This is a genomic window from Roseovarius sp. MMSF_3281, assembly GCF_030733685.1.
GTDB lineage: Bacteria > Pseudomonadota > Alphaproteobacteria > Rhodobacterales > Rhodobacteraceae > Roseovarius.
On the sequence record NZ_JASHIM010000054.1, the window covers coordinates 1 to 1,591 of the forward strand.

Annotated in this window: 2 protein-coding genes; both read left to right on the plus strand. The window is 65.2% G+C overall.

Annotated elements, in window-relative coordinates; translation table 11 throughout:
- The first annotated feature begins 81 nt into the window (after positions 1-81).
- Entirely contained in the window at positions 82-738 is a 657-nt protein-coding gene (locus RBB32_RS21245) for a TenA family protein (protein WP_306155755.1), read from the plus strand.
- Positions 735-1,472 (plus strand): ABC transporter permease, encoded by a 738-nt coding sequence (locus tag RBB32_RS21250; protein ID WP_306155756.1) that lies wholly within the window; start codon positions 735-737, stop codon positions 1,470-1,472. Before RBB32_RS21245 ends, RBB32_RS21250 begins: the two co-directional genes overlap by 4 nt.
- Positions 1,473-1,591: the final 119 nt, after the last annotated feature.

The window sequence follows — 1,591 nt, forward strand, 5'->3', positions numbered from 1 at the left end:
GTGGACGATGCCGCCACCCTTAAAGCACAGGCCACCCTGTTGACCCGCCTGCGTGACAACGCCGCCTGAAGGAGACCCCCAATGCGCCCCACAAACCACCTGAAAAACCTTGCCGCCGAGGATTGGCAGGCCGCCACCCGGCACAGCTTTACCGATGCGCTGGCCGACGGCAGCCTGCCGAAGGACAGGATGCTGACCTACCTGCAACAGGATTACCTTTTCGTCGAAGGCTTCGTGCGGTTGCTTGCCTCGGCCATCGCCCATGCCCCCAGCCTGCCCGACGCGATCCCGGCGGCACAGTTCCTCGGGCTGATCTCGGGACCGGAAAACACCTATTTCCTGCGCGCGATCGACACCTTGGGCGGCGACCCGGACACCCCTGCCCCCGCCGCCGCCGTCACCGCCGAATTCCAGGCGTTGATGGCCCGGGCCGCAGGCTCGGGCCGGTATGAACAGATGCTCGCGGTTCTGGTCGTGGCGGAATGGAGCTATCTGGACTGGGCCAGCCCGCATGCCGACAAGGCCGCCGACCTGCCTTTCTGGTTCGGCGAATGGATCACGCTGCATTCCGGCGCGGGGTTTGAAAGCGTCGTGGCCTACCTGCGCGGCCAGCTCGACACCGTATGGCAGGACCTGGACGCCGGTGCCCGCCGCGCGGTGGAAGATACCTTTCGCCATGGCGTGGCACTGGAACGCCGGTTCTTCGACGCGGCCATGACCGGGTTCGAGGGGGCATGAAACAAGGGCTGTCGATCCTCGGCTCGGCGGTTTTGGCCATCGTGCTGTGGCAAGCGGTTGTCAGCCTTGCCGCGCCCCCCTCCTATATCCTGCCGGGGCCATATGACGTGGGTGAAACCCTGATCACCCAGCGCGGGCAAATCTGGCATCATACGTGGTACACGCTGGTCGAGGTGCTTTTGGGCCTCGCGCTTGGCGCGGGGCTTGGCGCGCTGTCGGCCATCGGGCTGGCCGCCTCGCCACTAGCCACGGCCCTCTTGCGCCCGATGATGGTGTTCTCGCAGGCGATCCCGGTCTTCGTGCTGGCGCCGATTTTCACCCTCTGGCTGGGCTACGGGATCTGGCCCAAGGTGATCATGGCGCTGTTGATCATCTATTTCCCGGTGACATCGGCGTTTTTCGACGCCCTGATGCGCACACCGCGAAGCTGGCTGGACCTGGCCCGCGTGATGGGGGCCAGCCGCGGGCGGGTGATGTGGCATATCCGTATCCCCGCCGCCTTGCCGGGGCTGGCCTCGGGGCTGCGTCTGGCCGCCGTCTATGCGCCCATAGGGGTGATCATCAGCGAATGGGTCGGGGCCTCGCAGGGGTTGGGTTACCTGATCTTGCTGGCGCTTGGCCGGGTCAAGGTGGACTTGATGTTCGCCACCACCATCGCGCTCGCGGTCATGACCTTGCTGGTTTACGCAGGCGTCGACCGCGTCTGTCGTCGCTGGCTGGACCGGGCCGAGTAATTTGGGGGCTTTGCCCCCGCCGCCCTTCGGGCGACTCCCCCAGGCAAGTGTGTTGTTCAGGTTGGCTGATATGTTCTGTTTTCCCGGATCATGGCGTTGAGAATGATGAGCAGTTTTCG

Bases quoted from the DNA above. Each gene is read 5' to 3' on its own strand.
- RBB32_RS21250 (WP_306155756.1), top strand. From the start codon at position 735: ATGAAACAAGGGCTGTCGATCCTCGGCTCGGCGGTTTTGGCCATCGTG.
- RBB32_RS21245 (WP_306155755.1), top strand. From the start codon at position 82: ATGCGCCCCACAAACCACCTGAAAAACCTTGCCGCCGAGGATTGGCAG.